At 71.7% G+C, this 16,425-nt stretch carries 14 protein-coding genes; 11 read left to right on the plus strand and 3 right to left on the minus strand.

The window, feature by feature from the left end:
* The first annotated feature begins 85 nt into the window (after positions 1 to 85).
* From secD to IC607_RS07005, 4 genes are all read left to right on the plus strand, one after another.
* The gene (gene secD, locus IC607_RS06990; RefSeq protein WP_191786430.1) at positions 86 to 2,017 is read left to right on the plus strand and encodes a protein translocase subunit SecD; all 1,932 of its coding nucleotides are present in this window, start codon (positions 86 to 88) and stop codon (positions 2,015 to 2,017) included.
* Positions 2,014 to 3,105: a protein translocase subunit SecF gene (secF, locus tag IC607_RS06995; RefSeq protein ID WP_191787047.1), complete on the plus strand. Its 1,092-nt coding sequence runs from the start codon at positions 2,014 to 2,016 to the stop codon at positions 3,103 to 3,105. The genes secD and secF overlap by 4 nt, the downstream gene beginning before the upstream one ends.
* Entirely contained in the window at positions 3,102 to 3,644 is a 543-nt protein-coding gene (locus IC607_RS07000) for an adenine phosphoribosyltransferase (RefSeq protein ID WP_191786432.1), read from the plus strand. Before secF ends, IC607_RS07000 begins: the two co-directional genes overlap by 4 nt.
* 103 nt (positions 3,645 to 3,747) lie before the next feature.
* Positions 3,748 to 6,078 (plus strand): bifunctional (p)ppGpp synthetase/guanosine-3',5'-bis(diphosphate) 3'-pyrophosphohydrolase, encoded by a 2,331-nt coding sequence (locus IC607_RS07005; RefSeq protein WP_191786433.1) that lies wholly within the window; start codon positions 3,748 to 3,750, stop codon positions 6,076 to 6,078.
* 28 nt (positions 6,079 to 6,106) lie between these two features.
* Here the strand turns inward: IC607_RS07005 and IC607_RS07010 are convergent, their stop codons facing one another.
* The 3 genes from IC607_RS07010 to IC607_RS07020 all read right to left on the minus strand — a co-directional run bounded on the left by IC607_RS07010 (position 6,107) and on the right by IC607_RS07020 (position 9,328).
* Positions 6,107 to 6,673, minus strand: coding sequence for a hypothetical protein (locus IC607_RS07010; protein WP_191786435.1), 567 nt, complete (start codon positions 6,671 to 6,673; stop codon positions 6,107 to 6,109).
* A gap of 145 nt (positions 6,674 to 6,818) precedes the next feature.
* Entirely contained in the window at positions 6,819 to 8,555 is a 1,737-nt protein-coding gene (locus tag IC607_RS07015) for a DUF349 domain-containing protein (protein WP_191786437.1), read from the minus strand.
* Positions 8,552 to 9,328 (minus strand): peptidylprolyl isomerase, encoded by a 777-nt coding sequence (locus IC607_RS07020; protein ID WP_191786439.1) that lies wholly within the window; start codon positions 9,326 to 9,328, stop codon positions 8,552 to 8,554. The genes IC607_RS07015 and IC607_RS07020 overlap by 4 nt, the downstream gene beginning before the upstream one ends.
* A 174-nt stretch (positions 9,329 to 9,502) precedes the next feature.
* Here IC607_RS07020 and IC607_RS07025 point away from each other — a divergent pair, with 174 nt between their 5' ends.
* The 7 genes from IC607_RS07025 (at position 9,503) to IC607_RS07055 (ending at position 16,360) form a co-directional block, all read left to right on the plus strand.
* Entirely contained in the window at positions 9,503 to 10,222 is a 720-nt protein-coding gene (locus tag IC607_RS07025; protein WP_191786441.1) for an MBL fold metallo-hydrolase, read from the plus strand.
* Between the two features lie 45 nt (positions 10,223 to 10,267).
* Positions 10,268 to 11,647, plus strand: coding sequence for a histidine--tRNA ligase (gene hisS, locus IC607_RS07030; protein WP_191786443.1), 1,380 nt, complete (start codon positions 10,268 to 10,270; stop codon positions 11,645 to 11,647).
* A 123-nt stretch (positions 11,648 to 11,770) separates the two neighbouring features.
* The gene (locus IC607_RS07035; RefSeq protein ID WP_191786445.1) at positions 11,771 to 12,493 is read left to right on the plus strand and encodes an SAF domain-containing protein; all 723 of its coding nucleotides are present in this window, start codon (positions 11,771 to 11,773) and stop codon (positions 12,491 to 12,493) included.
* Position 12,494: 1 nt separating this feature from the next.
* Positions 12,495 to 13,274 carry a hypothetical protein gene (locus tag IC607_RS07040; RefSeq protein ID WP_191786447.1) on the plus strand — a complete coding sequence of 260 codons (780 nt, stop codon included), beginning with the start codon at positions 12,495 to 12,497 and terminating at the stop codon, positions 13,272 to 13,274.
* Positions 13,275 to 13,278: 4 nt separating this feature from the next.
* The gene (locus IC607_RS07045; RefSeq protein ID WP_191786448.1) at positions 13,279 to 14,592 is read left to right on the plus strand and encodes a CpaF family protein; all 1,314 of its coding nucleotides are present in this window, start codon (positions 13,279 to 13,281) and stop codon (positions 14,590 to 14,592) included.
* Positions 14,589 to 15,443 (plus strand): type II secretion system F family protein, encoded by an 855-nt coding sequence (locus tag IC607_RS07050; RefSeq protein WP_370526063.1) that lies wholly within the window; start codon positions 14,589 to 14,591, stop codon positions 15,441 to 15,443. Before IC607_RS07045 ends, IC607_RS07050 begins: the two co-directional genes overlap by 4 nt.
* Positions 15,440 to 16,360 carry a type II secretion system F family protein gene (locus tag IC607_RS07055; RefSeq protein WP_191786449.1) on the plus strand — a complete coding sequence of 307 codons (921 nt, stop codon included), beginning with the start codon at positions 15,440 to 15,442 and terminating at the stop codon, positions 16,358 to 16,360. Before IC607_RS07050 ends, IC607_RS07055 begins: the two co-directional genes overlap by 4 nt.
* Positions 16,361 to 16,425 lie beyond the last annotated feature (65 nt).

A 16,425-nucleotide genomic window follows, 5' to 3' on the forward strand; every position in this document is an offset into this window, starting at 1 on the left:
ACAGCGGCCGGCGGGACGACATCCCGCCGGCCCGGACCCCACCGGTCGCCCAGGCAGCCGGTGCGCGCACGAGAGAAGAACTCCGTTGGCCCCTCCCACACGCCGAAGCAGGCCTGTCCGCACCCTGCTGGTGCTCGCCGGGCTCGTTGTCGTGCTCTACGGCGCGATCGCCGCCTCCGTCCAGTTCTCGGACGGCAGCTGGACGCCCAAGCTCGCCCTCGACCTCGAGGGGGGGACCCAGATCGTGCTCAAGCCGGTCTCGTCCGAGACTCCCACCTCGGGCCAGATCGACCAGGCGATCGACGTCATCCGCAACCGCGTCGACGCCTCGGGCGTCTCCGAGGCGGAGATCACGAGCCAGGGCAGCGGCAGCGGCGCGACGATCGTCGTCGGCCTGCCGGGCAAGCCGAGCGAGGAGACGCTCAAGCTCGTGCGCACCTCGGCGCAGATGGAGTTCCGCCCCGTCCTCGCGCAGGGTGACCCGTCGCCCACGACGACCGACGACCCGTCCGCGTCGCCCACCGCAGAGGCCACGGCAGCCCCGACCGACGGTGCGACCGCCGCCGCCACGCCGGCGCCGACCGCCTCGGCGTCCGCTGCCCCGACGGCCGCGGCCAGCGCCGAGCCCAGCCCGGCGGCGACGTCGACCAAGGCGAAGCCGGACAACGCGAGCGATGCCGCGTACTACGTGACGCCCGCCGTCCAGGCGAAGTACGACAAGCTCGACTGCACGGACCCCGCGAACCTCAAGGGCGGCGTCAACGGCGATCCCGACAAGGCGTTCGTGACGTGCGAGTCGCAGACCGTGGGCGACCAGGTGGTGGGGGTCGCGAAGTACATCCTCGGTCCGGTCGAGGTCGACGGGGACCGCATCGACAACGCGAGCTCGGGCAACAACGTGCTGCCCGGCGGCGGCGTCGGCAGCGAGTGGGTCGTCAACCTCAAGTTCGACTCGAAGGGCGCCAAGGAGTTCGCCGACGTCACCGAGAGGCTGTCCACGGAGACGACCCCGCTGAATCAGTTCGGGATCGTCCTGGACGGCCTCGTGATCTCCGCGCCGTCGGTCAACGAGACGATCCCCAACGGTCAGGCGCAGATCTCCGGGTCGTTCACGCGGCAGAGCGCGGCGACGCTGGCCCAGCAGCTGAACTTCGGCTCGCTGCCCATGACGTTCGACGTCCAGAGCGAGGAGCAGATCTCCGCGACCCTGGGCTCCGACCAGCTCCAGAAGGGCATCCTCGCCGGCATCATCGGCCTGATCCTGGTCGTCATCTACTCGCTGTTCCAGTACCGCGCGCTCGGGTTCGTGACGGTCGGCTCGCTCGTCGTGGCCGCGATCTTCACCTACGGCCTGATCACGTTCCTGTCCTGGTTCCAGGGCTACCGCCTGTCGCTGCCCGGTGTCGCCGGTCTGATCGTCGCCATCGGTATCACGGCGGACTCGTTCATCGTGTACTTCGAGCGCATCCGCGACGAGCTGCGCGACGGCCGGACCCTCGGGTCGGCGGTCGAGCGCGGGTGGGACCGTGCCAAGCGCACGATCCTGGCGTCCGACGCGGTCAACTTCCTGGCCGCCATCGTGCTCTACGTGCTCGCCGTCGGCGGCGTGCGAGGCTTCGCCTTCACGCTCGGTCTGACGACGCTCGTCGACATCCTCGTGGTGTTCATGTTCACGCACCCGGTCATGGAGCTGCTGGCACGCACCAAGTTCTTTGCCGAGGGTCACCGCGCGTCGGGTCTCGACCCGCGCCGGCTGGGCGTCCCGGGCACGAGGTACGTCGGTCGCGGCCGCGTCGAGTCCGGCGCGCGGACCACCCCGGAGGCGGACGCCGCTGATGAGGCTGACGCGGACGCACCCGTGCAGCGGGTACCCGCCACGGTGGGGGGCACGGCGGGCACCTCGGGCATGACGATCGCCGAGCGGCGCGCGGCGCAGAAGGCGGCGGCCGCCGAGCAGGCACCCACGACGGATGACGACGAGGACGCCTCCGGGCGTCCCGACGGGAGTGAGCACTGATGGCCGGGTTCTCCCAGTGGGGCAACGACCTCTACACGGGCCGTCGCTCGTACGACATCGTCGGGCGACGCCGGATCTGGTTCACGATCTCGTTGACGCTCGTGGCTCTCTCCGCGATCCTGCTCTTCAAGCCGGGCCTCAACCCCGGCATCGAGTTCAAGGGCGGCTCGCAGTTCATCGTCTCGGGCATCGACACGAGCGACCAGCAGCTCGCCATCGACACCGTGAAGTCGATCGCACCGGAAGAGTCGCCCGAGGTCACCAAGCTCGGCAGCAACTCGCTGCGGATCCAGACCGCCGAGCTCACCAACGACGAGGTCGAGGACGTCAAGAACGCCCTCATCTCCGCGTACGACGTGACGGACGACCATGTCACGAGCTCGTTCATCGGCCCGTCGTGGGGCAAGGACATCACGCGCAAGGCCATCACGGGCATCGTCGTGTTCCTGATCTTCGTCACGGTCGTCATGACGATCTACTTCCGTAACTGGCGGATGGCGATCTCGGGTCTCGTGGCGCTGTTCCACGACCTGCTCATCACGGTCGGCGTCTACGCCGCGGTCGGCTGGGAGGTGACCCCGGCGACCGTGATCGGCTTCCTGACGATCCTCGGGTACTCGATCTACGACACGGTCGTCGTGTTCGACAAGGTGCGCGAGAACACCGCGGACACGCTCGACCAGAGCCGGTTCACCTACGCCGAGAAGGCCAATCTCGCGGTCAACCAGACCCTGGTGCGGTCGATCAACACCTCGGTCGTGGCGCTCCTGCCCGTCGCGGCGATTCTCTTCGTGGGCGCGGTGATCCTGGGAGCCGGCACGCTGCGTGACATCGCGCTCGCGCTGTTCGTCGGCATGCTGATCGGCACGTTCTCCTCGATCTTCCTGGCCACGCCCATGGAGGTCGCGCTGCGCGAGCGGGAGCCGGCGATCCGCGACCACACCCTCAAGGTGCTGGCCGCGCGTGCCGCCGGCTCGGCCGGTCAGGAGGGTGCGCTCGTGCCGAGCGTGCACTCGGCCGGTCAGCTGCGCCCGGGTGCGCACCAGGGCCAGGGCGCCCAGCCCAGGAAGCGCAAGCCGACGCGATGACGGTCCCCGACCTCGAGGCTGCCGGCCGGCGCGTCGACGAGCTGGTGCGACTGGTCCCGGACTTCCCGGAGCCCGGAGTCCTGTTCCGCGACATCACGCCGCTCCTGGCGGACGCGGACGCGTTCGCCCAGACGTGCGACGCGCTGGCGGCGCTCGTCGACGGGCCGGTGGACCTCGTGGCCGGCATGGAGGCCCGCGGCTTCCTGCTGGCGGCGCCGGTCGCGGTGCGGCTGGGGGCGGGCCTGATCCCGGTCCGCAAGGCGGGCAAGCTGCCGGGGCCGTCGGCGTCGGAGAGCTACTCGCTCGAGTACGGCGACGCGACCATCGAGCTCCACCCCTCGACCGTTCCCGCCGGATCCCGGGTCCTCGTCATCGACGACGTGCTCGCCACCGGCGGGACGGCCGCGGCCACGGTCCGGCTGCTCGAGCGGTGCGGTGCGCAGGTGGCGGCGGTCGCGTTCCTCGTCGAGATCGAGGCGCTGGGCGGTCGCGCGCAGCTCGTCGGGCACGACGTGCGGGCGCTCGTCCGCGTGCCCTGACCCGGACGGCGGGCGGCAGCGCGTCCCGGCGTGCGTAGACTCGTGCGATCGGTTCCCCCGCCGGTCATCGCGCGAGGGAGCCACCGAGCGTGAGGGGCAAGGCTTGACCGACGACGTCGACGCGACGCGGACCGGCTCCCAGGTAGCCGTGACGGACGGCACGAGCGCCCGCAGCGTGCGCGCGCGCCTGTCCCGGCTCGGCGGCCGCAGCGGGCCAGCCTTCCCGGCGCTCGAACCCGTGCTCCAGGCGGCCCGGACCAACCACCCCAAGGCCGACCTGGCCGTGGTGGAGCAGGCGTACGTCGTCGCCGAGAAGGCGCATCGCGGGCAGCTGCGCAAGAGTGGCGACCCGTACATCACGCACCCTGTCGCGGTCGCGACGATCCTGGCCGAGCTCGGCATGACGCCGTCGACGCTCGTCGCCGCGCTGCTGCACGACACCGTCGAGGACACCGACTACTCGCTCGACCAGCTCCGGCGCGAGTTCGGCCCCGAGGTCGCGATGCTCGTCGACGGCGTGACCAAGCTGGACAAGGTCACCTACGGCGACGCGGCGCAGGCCGAGACCGTCCGCAAGATGGTCGTCGCGATGTCGCGCGACATCCGCGTCCTCGTCATCAAGCTCGCCGACCGCCTGCACAACGCGCGGACGTGGAAGTTCGTCGCGGCCTCGTCGGCCGAGAAGAAGGCCCGCGAGACCCTCGAGATCTATGCCCCGCTGGCCCACCGCCTGGGCATGAACACGATCAAGTGGGAGCTCGAGGACCTCTCGTTCGCCACGCTCTACCCCAAGGTGTACGACGAGATCGTGCACCTGGTCGCCGAGCGTGCGCCGGCCCGCGAGGAGTATCTCGCGGTGGTGCGCGAGCAGGTGGGCGCGGACCTGCGCGGCGCCAAGATCAAGGCAACCGTCACGGGCAGGCCCAAGCACTACTACTCGATCTACCAGAAGATGATCGTCCGCGGCCGCGATTTCGCGGACATCTACGACCTGGTGGGCGTGCGCGTCCTGGTGGACTCCGTCCGAGACTGCTATGCGGCGCTCGGGTCGCTGCACGCGCGATGGAACCCGGTGCCCGGCCGGTTCAAGGACTACATCGCGATGCCGAAGTTCAACCTCTACCAGTCGCTGCACACCACGGTGATCGGGCCCGGCGGCAAGCCGGTCGAGATCCAGATCCGCACGCACGACATGCACCGTCGCGCCGAGTACGGCGTCGCGGCGCACTGGAAGTACAAGGAGACCGCCAAGAGCCAGGGCTCCACGGCGACCACCGACACCGCCGGCAACGACATGGCGTGGCTGCGCCAGCTGGTCGACTGGCAGAAGGAGACCGCCGACCCCACCGAGTTCCTGGACTCGTTGCGGTTCGAGATCGCCGGATCCGAGGTGTACGTCTTCACGCCCAAGGGCGACGTGATGGCGCTGCCGCAGGGTTCGACGCCGGTCGACTTCGCCTACGCGGTCCACACCGAGGTGGGTCACCGCACGATGGGTGCACGCGTCAACGGGCGCCTGGTGCCTCTGGACTCGACGCTCGAGAACGGCGACGTCGTCGACGTGTTCACGTCGAAGTCCGAGACCGCCGGGCCCTCGCGTGACTGGCTGGGCTTCGTCAAGAGCCCGCGCGCCCGCAACAAGATCCGCCAGTGGTTCTCCAAGGAGCGCCGCGAGGAGGCGATCGAGCACGGCAAGGACGCGATCGCCAAGGCGATGCGCAAGCAGAACCTGCCGATCCAACGGCTCATGTCCCACGAGTCGCTCGTCGCGCTCGCCAACGACATGCGCTACGCCGACATCTCGGCGCTGTACGCGGCGGTCGGCGAGGGGCAGGTGTCCGCGTCGACCGTGGTCCAGCGCCTCGTGCACTCGATGGGTGGCGAGGAGGCCAGCGAGGAGGACCTCGCCGAGGCCACACGTCCGGGCCCGTCGGGTCGCCGGGTCCGCACGGGCGACCCCGGTGTGGTCGTCAAGGGCGTCGACGACGTCTGGGTCAAGCTCGCCAAGTGCTGCACCCCGGTGCCGGGCGACGAGATCATGGGCTTCGTGACGCGCGGCGCCGGCGTCAGCGTCCACCGCACCGACTGCATCAACGTCGAGCAGCTGAGGGCGCAGCCCGAGCGGATCGTCGACGTGTCGTGGTCGCAGTCGTCGTCGGCCCTGTTCCTGGTCCAGATCCAGGTCGAGGCGCTCGACCGCTCGCGGCTGCTGTCGGATGTCACGCGCGTGCTGTCGGACAGCCACGTCAACATCCTCTCGGCGTCCGTGTCGACGTCGCGCGACCGGGTGGCGCTGTCGCGGTTCGTCTTCGAGATGGCCGAACCGTCGCACCTGGCGTCGGTGCTGGCGGCTGTGCGCAAGGTCGAGGGCGTGTTCGACGTCTACCGGATCACCGGGGCCAAGGGCGCCGAGGAGCCGTCGATCCGGGTCTGACGTCTGGGTCGGGCCCGGTCGTGATCGCTCAGCGCCTGACGAGGGCGAGCGTGCGCCGGGCTGAGCGGACGTGCCGCTCGCCGGTCATGGCCCTCAGGTCGCGTGCGGCCAGTTCGGGGTCGAATCCGAACGTGAGCAGGTCGGCGACGAGCGGAACGGCCGCGTCCGTGGGCAACCACCGCGCCAGGTCCACGCCCGTGCGCTGCACGGTCGTCACTCGCAGCCCGGCCACCCACGAGAGGTCCGCGTCGGGCAGGTCGGCCTCCGCGCACACACGGTGCGGGTTCGGGGCGACCGGTCGGGTGCGCCGGTGAACCAGCACCTCGACTCGATCTGGACGGTGCCGACCCGTGTGCACCCACAGCGCCGTCGAACGGCCGATCACGGCACGGTCGGGGACGAGATCGGCGATCGCTCGGACGCGCACCTCGGGCGTCAGCCGCAGCCCTGCCGGCGCCGCGACGTCTCCCCACACGACGCGCAGGGCGCCGTCGCGGAGCTGACCGTGCCACGCGCTGGCGGGCACCCCGTCGCGACGTACGACAGCGGGGACGGCGGGCGGTGGTGGGCGGAAGCGGGCCAGTGCGGACGGCATGTCCGCCAGCATGCCCGCGACGGAGCGACGGCGTGGGTGGCCCTGTGGAGAACCGGGCGCTGCTCGGGACGAGGCAGGCCGGAGCCGACGCAGCCGGCGAGACCTCGAGGGGTCTCGCCGGCTGCGATCGTCGCTGCGCGGTCCGTCAGCGGGCGTCGTCCGCCGCGCGCTGGACCTGCTCGAGCCAGGCCCGGCGTGCGTCGAGCGCGGCCTGCGCATCCGCGATCTTGCGGTCGTCCTTCTTGGCCTTGGCGGCCTCGAGGTCGGCCTCGAGGCCGGCGATCGCCGCCTCCAGCTGCGCCGCCGCGCCCTCGGCGCGCGCACGCGTCTCCGGGTTGGTGCGCGTCCACTGCGCCTGCTCTGAGTCGCGGATCGCGGTCTCGACCGCCCGCAGCCGTCCCTCGACGCGCTGGATGTCACCTCGCGGGACCTTGCCGGCGGCCTCCCAGCGGTCCTGGATGGAGCGGATCGCCTGCTTGGCGGCGCCCAGGTTCTTGACCGGGACCAGCGCCTCGGCCTCGACGAGCAGCGCCTCCTTGACCTCCAGGTTGCCGCGGTACTCCTCGTCCGTGGCGGCGTTCTGGGCGTCGCGGGCCGCGAAGAAGGCGTCCTGCGCAGCGCGGAACCGGGCCCACAGCGCGTCGTCGTCCGATCGGCTGGCGCGGCCGGCCTGCTTCCACTCGGCCATCAGGTCGCGGAACGCGCCAGCGGTGGCGCCCCAGTCGGTGCTCGTCTGCAGCGCCTCGGCGCGGACCACGAGCTTCTCCTTGGTGGCCTTGGCCGACGAGTTGCGCTGCTCGAGCTCGGCGAAGAAGTGCCGACGTTCACGGTCGAACGTGGTGCGCGCGTGGCTGAACCGCTTCCACAGCGACTCCTCCGTGGGACGGTCGAGACGCGGGCCGTTGCGCTGAGCGTCCTTCCACTCGTCGAGCAGCGTCCGCAGCTGCTCGCCGGCGGGCCGCCACTGGATGCGGCTCGGGTCCGTCTCCGCGATCTTCTCCGCCTGCTCGACGATCGCCGTGCGGGCCTCGACGGCGGCCGCACGCGCCGCGACGCGCTCGGCCTCGGCGGCCACCCGGCGTTCCGCGGCCACCGACCGCAGGGCGTCGAGCCGCGCGCGCAACCCGTCGAGGTCTCCGACGGCGGCCGGCTCCTCGAGCTCCGTGGTCAGCCGCGACAGCGTCTGGTCGATCTCCTTGACCGAGAGGTCGGCGGCCTGCAGGCGGGCCTCGAAGAGCGTCACCTTGGCCTGCAGGTCCAGGAACCGGCGCACGTACAGGCCCAGGGCCTCCTCGTGGCTGGCACCAGGGAACTGCCCGACCACGCGCTCGCCGGCGGCCTCGCGCACCGAGACGGTGCCTTCGTCGTCGACGCTGCCGAACGTCGCGGCCAGGGCTGCCTCGGCCGCGTCCGCGGGCGGGGGGACGGGGCCCGACGCCGCGACCACGGGGATCGCGCTCGTCGGTGGGTGCGGCAGCGGGGCCGTGGGACGAGGGCGGGGGACCGGTCGGGGTGTGGGAGCCGGTGTGGGAGCGGGCGCGGCAGCAGCCGGGGCCTCGTCGGCGGGAGCGTCCTCGGCGGGAGCATCCTCGGCAGGCACGACCTCGTCGGCGACCGGCTCGGCCGCAGCATCGCCGGCGACCGGCTCGGCCGCAGCATCGCCGGCGACCGGCTCGGCCGCAGCGTCGTCGGCAGCAGCGTCGTCGGTTGCCGGCGCATCGGCCCCAGCCTCGTCGGGCGTCGACTCCACGGGCGACGGAGCGTCCGCCGCGACGTCGTCGGCCGCGGGCTCGTCGGCGGTCGTCGCGCTCGCCGCGGGTTCGGCCGCGGGCTCCTGCGTGACCTCGTCGGTCTGGGTCGGCTGGTCCGGGGTCTGTGTCACTTGACCTTCACTCCCTCGATGGTGACGTCGTGCACCGGGGTCTCGGTCCCCGAGGTGGTGCCCGCGTCGGCGATGGCCTTCAGCACGTCCTCGCCGGACGTGATCTGGCCGAACACGGTGTATCCGCCCGCCGAGTCCGACGGGATGGTGCTGTCCTTGTACACAAGGAAGAACTGGCTGCCCATGGAGCTGGCGTCGCCGCCGACGCGCGCCATGGCGATGGTGCCGGCCGGGTAGACGTTGTCCGCGGGGGCGTTCTCGATCGGGCCCCAGCTGTAGCCCGGACCGTCGGTGCCCGTCCCGTCCGGCGACCCGCACTGCAGGACGTAGATGCCCGTGGTCGTCAGGCGGTGGCAGTTCGTGCCGTCGAAGAAGCCGTCCTGCGCGAGGGTCACGAAGTTCGCGACGGCCTGCGGTGCCTTGGCGCCGTCGAGCGAGATGCCGATGTCGCCCTGCTTCAGGGAGATGTCGCCGGTCCAGGTCCGGTCCTCGGCGAGCGCCTTGTCGGGGACGGCGGCGGCGTTCGTCGCAGCGGCCGACGGCGTCGGGGCAGCGGGAGCGGTGGTCGCCGGGTCCGACGCGAAAGCGGTGGCAGGCGTGTCGTCGCCGGTCGCCTGGACCGCGGCGACGATGCCGATCCCGAGGACGAGGACGCCGACCACCGAACCCGCGACGATCCGCTGGCGACGGCGCGCGGCGTCGTGCTGGGCCTGGCGCTGCTGCCACTTCTCGTACCGACGCTGCTGGTACTCGCGCTCGCGCTTGCTGGCCACGCACTGCTCCTAGGTCGGACGTCGTCGGGTGTGCGGCAGGTCGGCCGACCTGCTGCACTGCACGGGGAACCTCGGACAGTCTAGGCAAGCCTGGCCAGGTGCTGCGTCCCACGACCGCGCGGCAGGCACAGAGTCGTGCAACGTTCGCCGGCCGGCGCCCGGTAGCGTCGAGGGATGGAGGTCTTCTCGGTCGTCTCGGACGTGTTCGGCGCGCGCTGCACGGTGGTGGTCGGCGACGACGGCAGCTGCCTGGTGGTCGACGCCGGCGCGGGTGTCGCGGAGGCCGTCGTCGGCTACGTCCGAGAGCACGCACTGACGCCCACCGCCGTGCTCCTGACCCACGGCCACGTCGACCACACGTGGGATGCCGCGCGCCTCGCGGAGGACCTCGGTGTGCCCGTCCGGATGCATGCGGCGGACGTCTACCGCCTGGCCGACCCGTTCGGCACGCTCGGGATCCTGGGCACCTCGCCGGGCCCCTCCCACGACCCGAGCGGCCCGCTGGCGCAGGCCCTGCTCGCGTCCGGGGTCGACACCGCGTCGTACCGGGCGCCGAGCGACGTCGTGCCGTTCGGTACGCCGCAGGGCGGGCGCGACGACGACGTGGTGCTCCAGCTGGGCGCCGTCCGCGTCGTCGCGCGCCACGCGCCGGGTCACACGCAGGGGTCGACGCTCTACCTGATGGAGATCGACGGCGAGGCCGTGGCGTTCACCGGGGACGTGCTGTTCGCGGGCAGCGTCGGCCGCACGGACCTGCCGGGCGGCGACGCGGCGACGATGGCGGACACGCTGACGCAGGTCGTCGCGCGGCTCGACCCGCAGACCGTCGTGGTCCCGGGGCACGGCCCGACGACGGACGTCGCCACCGAGCTGTCGCGCAACCCGTATCTGTGACGGACGGCGGGCGTCCTTCTCGGCCGCGTCTGCGAGGATCAGGACATGGCCAGACCGACCCCCTTGTCCGGATTCCCCGAGTGGCTGCCCGAGGGGCGCATCGTCGAGCAGCACGTCCTCGACACGCTGCGCCGCACGTTCGAGCTCCACGGCTTCGCCGGCATCGAGACGCGCGCCGTCGAGCCCCTGGACCAGCTGCTGCGCAAGGGTGAGACCTCCAAGGAGGTCTACGTCCTGCGCCGGCTCCAGGAGGACCCGGACGCGCCGCCCGAGCGCGGCGGCCAGCTGGGGCTGCACTTCGACCTGACGGTGCCGTTCGCGCGGTACGTGCTGGAGAACGCGGGCCACCTCGCTTTCCCGTTCCGCCGCTACCAGATCCAGAAGGTGTGGCGGGGCGAGCGGCCGCAGGACGGCCGGTTCCGTGAGTTCGTGCAGGCGGACATCGACGTCGTCGGGGCCGGCTCGCTGCCGTACCACGTGGAGGTCGAGCTCCCGCTCGTCATCGCGGCGGCGTTCGCCGCCCTCGAGCCGATCGGCCTGCCGCCCGTGCGGATCCTGGTCAACAACCGCAAGGTCGCCGAAGGCTTCTACCGCGGGCTCGGCCTCGAGGACGTCGAGGGCGTGCTGCGGTCGATCGACAAGCTGGACAAGGTCGGCGCCGAGAAGGTCGCGGCGCTGCTGGTGGCCGAGGCGGGAGCTGACGAGGCACAGGCGGCCGCCTGCCTCGAGCTGGCGGCGATCAACGGTGCGGACTCGACCGTCGTCGACCGCGTCCGTGCGCTGGCGGAGGCCAAGGGCGTCCGCCACGACCTGCTGGACGAGGGGCTGACGGAGCTGGCGGCGCTCATCGAGGCTGCGGCCGAGCGCGCGCCGGGCGTCGTCGTCGCGGACCTGAAGATCGCCCGCGGGCTCGACTACTACACGGGCTCGGTCTACGAGACCGTGCTGGTGGGGCACGAGCAGCTCGGTTCCATCTGCTCGGGCGGCCGCTACGACACGCTCGCGTCCGACGGCGCGAACAGCTATCCGGGAGTGGGACTGTCGATCGGCGTCTCCCGGCTCGTGTCGCGGTTGCTGGGGGCCCACCTGGTGCGCGCGACGCGCTCGGTCCCGAGCGCGGTGCTCGTCGCGGTGTCGAACGAGGACGAGCGCGGACGCTCCGACCAGATCGCCGCGGCGCTGCGCGCACGCGGGATCCCCGTCGAGGTCGCGCCGGCCGCGGCGAAGTTCGGGAAGCAGATCCGGCACGCCGACCGCCGAGGGATCCCGTTCGTGTGGTTCCCGGGTGGTGTGGACCACACCGGCGCTGTCGTCGGGGACCAGGTCAAGGACATCCGCTCGGGTGAGCAGCTCGACGCGGACGTGCAGGTGTGGGCGCCGTCGGACGACGACCGGTGGCCGCGGGTCGTCGCCGCGGACGTGTGAGCGTCGCTTACGACGATCGGGTGATTGGTGCCCCGGGATACGGACAGCGCAGGCGTGCCCGATTGGTGCTGTTTATAGTGCAACCGGTCGCAGTGGTTGTGACCGGCCAGAGACGGGGGACGAATGTCGACGAACACCGGTGCGACGACGCAGGACGGTGTCGCTGACCGCCGTCGGGCACGGGATGCGCGCGGTCTGCAGTCCGCGAAGGGCGCCGCGATCACCGACGACCGCCTGCCCAAGGCGCCTCGTGAGCGTCGCCCGTTGCTGGCGGTGCTGGCCGTCCTGCTGATCGTCGGCGGCGCTGCCATCGCCGGCCTCCTGGCTCTTCGCCAGGACTCGCGCGTCGCGGTGCTCCAGCTCGCGCACGACGTACCCGCCGGCGTCGCCATCACCGCCGACGACCTGGTCACGACGCAGGTGGCCGCCGAGGGGACTCAGCTCATCGGCGCCGGTTCCAAGGATCAGGTGGTCGGACAGTTCGCCCGCGTGTCACTCGTGGCCGGGCAGCTCCTCGACACGACCATGCTCTCGGAGGCCACCCCCCTCCCCGAGGGCTCGGTGGCCGTCGGCGCCTCGCTCGCGGACGGACGGATGCCCGCGTCCGGCCTGCAGCCGGGTGACATCGTCCAGCTCGTGCAGGTCGGGGACGGCCAGGGGCAGGTCCTGGTGCCCGATGCCCGGGTGAGCTCGGTCCGAGACGGGGGCTCCGACTCGTCGGGCGGTACGGTCGCGACGTTCTTCGTGGACACGGAGGTCGGGCCCAGGGTCGCGGCGGTGGCCGCGGACGGGTCGTTGGCCGTGACACTCGTCAAGCGCGGTGCGCCCGTCGGTGAGGACAGCTGACGTGCTGGTCACACTCGCTTCCGCCAAGGGCTCGCCGGGCGTCACCACGACAGCGCGGGTGCTGGCCTCGGTGTGGCCCCAGGACGTGGTCCTGGTCGACGCCGACCCAGCTGGGGGCGACCTCTCGCTGTGGTCGCCCGCTCCCGACGGCTCACCGCTCGACCCGGACACCGGACTGCTCACGCTCGCCGTCGAGGCACGTCGGGGTACGGTCACGCTCGAGCCTCACCTGCAGCGGGCCGACGGTGGGCTCGACGTCGTGTGCGGCGTCCAGCACCCCGGCCAGGTGGCAGGCATGGGACCGGTCTGGCCGGCTATCGGCAGCGTGCTGCGAGGGTACGCGGGGACGGTCGTCGCCGACGCGGGGAGGCTGACCCCGGACAGCCCGGCCCTGCCTCTGGTGCTGGAGTCGGACGCGCTCGTGTTCGTCGTCCGACCCACCATCGAGGGCTACGCCCACCTGCGCGAGCGCCTGCGCTGGCTGGCCACGTTCGACTCCGGGATGCGGCCCATGCCCGCGCTAGGCGTCGTGGCCGTGACCGACGCGCGCGAGGCCGGTGCGATCCGCGACCTCGAGCTCCTGCTCGGGCACGCGGGCCTGCGGGTCCCTGTGCTGGGTGCGGTAGGGGTCGACCAGAAGGCGGCCGACGTGGTCGCAGCCCGCGTCGCACGCGGGATCGACAGGTCCCTCCTCGTCCGCTCGGCCCGTCACCTGGTCGAGCCCGTCGCGCAGCTGGCGCAGTCGCGGGCCTACGCGCGCGCCGGCGTGCGGGGGGAGTGAGCACATGAGCCTCGACCAGGTTCTCGTCCGTCGCCTGCGCGAGGAGGTCGCGGACGTCCTCGCCCGACAACGGCGCGACGACGCGGCTGCCGGCCTCCCGCCCATGTCGAGCGAGGACGAGCGGCAGTTCGCCCGCGCGGTCATCGCGCGGGTGCTCGACGCGCACGCCCGCGGGGAGATGGCCTCCGGGCGGACACCGCCGACGCCGCAGGACGAGGAGGAGATCTCCGCCGGCATCCATGCGGCGCTGTACGGGGTGGGTCGGCTGCAGCCGCTCCTCGATGACCCGGACGTCGAGAACGTCGACATCAACGGCTTCGACAACGTCTTCGTGCAGTACGGCGACGGTCGTGAGGAACGCTGGGGCCCCGTCGCGGAGTCCGACGACGAGCTCGTCGAGCTGGTGCAGATCCTCGGTGCGTACTCGGGTCTGACGAGCCGACCGTTCGACTCTGCCAACCCGCAGCTCGATCTGCGCCTGCCCGACGGCAGCCGGCTCTCCGCCGTGATGGACGTGTGCTCCCGTCCGTCGATCTCGATCCGTCGCGCGCGTCTGTCCCGTGTACACCTCGACGATCTGGTGCGGTTCGGCTCGGTCACCCCCGATGTCGCGGCGTTTCTCTCCGCCGCGGTCGCCGCCCGCAAGAACATCATGATCGCCGGCGCCACCAACGCGGGGAAGACGACCCTGCTGCGGGCCCTCGCCAACGAGATCGCGCCAGGGGAGCGGCTCATCACGGTGGAACGAGCCCTCGAGCTCGGGCTCGGCGAGTTCCCCGACCTACACCCCAACGTGGTCTCCTTCGAGGAGCGCCTGCCCAACTCGGAGGGCAACGGCGCGATCCAGATGGCCGAGCTCGTCCGCCGGTCGTTGCGCATGAACCCAAGCCGGGTCATCGTCGGTGAGGTGCTCGGTGACGAGATCGTGACGATGCTCAACGCGATGAGCCAGGGCAACGACGGCTCCCTGTCGACGATCCACGCGAACAGCTCGATCGAGGTCTTCAACCGCATCTCGACCTACGCCATCCAGTCGGTCGAACGACTGCCCGTCGAGGCGACCATGATGCTCATCGCGGGCGCGATCGACTTCGTCGTGTTCGTGCAGAAGCAGAACGACTACCTTTCAGGTGGTCGCCTTCGGCGGTACGTCGCGAGCATCCGCGAGGTCAACGGCGTGGACGGGCGGGTGCTGTCCAGCGAGGTCTTCGCCGCGGGCCCGGACGGGGTCGCCGTCGCGTCGGCACCCATCGCGTGTCTCGACGAGCTCGTCGCCGTCGGGTACCAGCCGTCCTACGCACTCGGGACGATGCGGTGATCCCCGCGTCGACACTCGCGATCATCGCGGCCGGTGGCGTGGTCGGTGGTGGCGTCATGCTGCTGGTGCTTGCGATCACCGGCACGGAGCCGCGGACGGCAACGGTGCGCAGCGGCGGTCCCAGCAGCCTGCTGAGGGCTCGTCGGCGGCTCGTGATCGCTGCGGTCGTCTTCGTGGTCACCCTCGTCGTGACGCAGTGGCCCGTCGCCGCCGTCGGTGCCGCCGTGTTCGCCCTGGCCGCGCCGGCGCTCCTGGGTGGGGCCAAGGCTGAGCGCGAGCAGACTGCCCGCCTCGAAGGGCTCGCCGCCTGGACCGAGTCGTTGCGTGACACCATTGCTGGTGCCGTCGGCCTCGAGCAGGCGATCCCAGCGACCGTCTATGCCGCGTCACCCGCCATCCAGCCGCAGCTCCGGCTCATGGTCGACCGCCTGCGCGTCCGGGTGCCGCTGCCAGTCGCACTCCGTGGCCTGGCCGATGACCTCGACGACCCGAGCGCCGACCTCGTCGTCGCAGCCCTGATCCTGAACGCGAAGCTGCGCGGTCCTGGGCTCCGACAGGTGCTCACGTCGCTGTCCGAGGCGGCGCGTGCCGAGCTGGAGATGCGCCAGCGCGTCACGGCCGGGCGCAGCTCGACTCGACGGTCCGCGCAGATCGTCACGGTCTTCTCGCTCGCAGCGATGGCGCTGCTGACCTTGGCGAACCCACAGTACGTGGAGCCGTACGACTCGCTGCAAGGTCAGCTCGTGCTGATCCTGATCGCCACGCTCTTCGCCGCTGGCTTCTGGTGGATGAAGCGCCTGTCGGGCGTCGACATGCCGGCGCGCTTCCTCGTGCAGGAGGAGGAGCGATGATCGTGGTCCTCATCGCCGGGGCGGCCGCGGGTGCCGGGGTGCTTCTCTTCATCCTGGTCGTCGCGCCGCCGCGGACGCAGCCGGGTAGCGCGCTCGCGAGGTTGGACGTGCGACGCACCGAGCTCAGGGCGCGTGCGCAGACCATCGCCGCCGACCCGAACCGGGCGCCCGAGGCTGCGTGGGTCCGCACGCTGGGACGTTCCGCGTCCGACGTGCTGGCGCGGGCCGGCGTCGAGCTGGGACAGCTCCGGTCGGACCTCGCGGTCGTCGGTCGCACGCTCGAGTCCCACCTCGCTACGTCCGTGGTCGGTGCGGTCGTCGGGTTCTTCGTCCCCGTGGTCGTCGCGACGCTCGCCGTTCTCGCGGGGGCGCCTGTCTCGATCGCGGCTCCGCTCGGGCTGAGCTTGCTGGCGGCCGTCGTCGGTGCGGGCCTGCCGAGCATCGTCGTGCGCGGACAGGCGCGGACTCGACGCAGGGACTTCCGACACGTGGTCGGATCGTTCCTCGACCTCGTGGCGATGAGTCTCGCCGGGGGGCGCGGCGTTCCGGAGGCCCTGCAGAGCGCGTCCGAGCTGAGCGACAGCTGGGGCATGGTCCGGATCCGTAACGCGCTGGGATCGGCCCGGCTCCACGGGCGCACGCCGTGGTCGGCTCTGGGGATGCTGGGCGAGGAGCTGCGCATCGACGAGCTCAGAGACCTCGCCGCCGCGCTCGCGCTCGTAGCAGAGGACGGGGCGAAGGTCCGCGACTCACTCTCGGCCCGCGCCGGCTCGCTGCGGCGACGGGAGCTCGCCGAGTCCGAGGGCAAGGCCGGTGAGAGCTCGCAGGCGATGCTCGTCGCTCAGCTCCTCCTTTGCCTCGGGTTCTTGATCTTTCTGCTCTACCCGGCCGTCGAGGCCGTCTTCACGGGCGTGTAGCCCGTTCGCGCGACACAATCTGACCAGACCGATCGGTCACCACGACGAAAGGAACACCATGTTCA

The organism is Cellulomonas sp. JH27-2 (assembly GCF_014837175.1).
In the GTDB taxonomy this organism is placed as follows: domain Bacteria; phylum Actinomycetota; class Actinomycetes; order Actinomycetales; family Cellulomonadaceae; genus Cellulomonas.